This window comes from Vibrio sp. 811 (genome assembly GCF_033339195.1).
In genome coordinates, this window is record NZ_JAWOUB010000677.1 from 1 (window position 1) to 585 (window position 585).

Here is a 585-nt window from a genome sequence, read left to right on the forward strand (position 1 = left end):
ACATCATCGCCTTTGCGAACCATCACTTCGTCGATGCGACCTGGGACTTTCGATGAAATGCTGTATTGCTGAGCTTCAATCAAACCTTGCAAGCGAACTGGTTCTGGCTGATAAGCTTGGTAAAACTGATAGCCAACCCAAGAAGCCACACCCAAGGCGCAAAGTGAAAGTAGAACGGGTTTTAAAGATTTTGCTGCCATGACTTATTTAACCTCTTTGGATATTTTCGCTGGGGCGTAAGCGGTATTTTGATATTGTTCGAAGCTGTTCATTTCACTGCTTAATGCTAATAGTTTGGTTAGTGAAATCAGATAGCGGAAGCGCGCTGCCGAACGTTGAGTTTCGATACTGGCGACATAAAGCTGAGCGTCAACCACATCGAGAGAAGAAGAAAGACCTTGAGTGAATGCCTTCTCTCGCAGAAGCAGGTTTTCATTGGCTAGTGCGATGCTGGATTCTAAGCCTTGCACTTCATCAATCGCTTGCTGCGCTTCTAGATACGTTTTCTGCACAAGTAAAGACAAGTCTTGTTTGGCTTGAGATTTAAGAGCATCAACTTGAGATACAACGCTTTGTGCGGCTTTA

Annotated in this window: 1 protein-coding gene and 1 pseudogene; both read right to left on the reverse strand. The window is 44.6% G+C overall.

Translation table 11 applies throughout. The features are described from left to right. Nucleotides 1–200 (reverse strand): annotated as a pseudogene (locus R7Q46_RS28785) (HlyD family secretion protein); the annotation flags it as partial. 3 nt (nucleotides 201–203) lie between these two features. Then, on the reverse strand, nucleotides 204–585 hold a 382-nt coding region (locus R7Q46_RS28790; protein WP_318078528.1), incomplete at its 5' end, for a TolC family protein.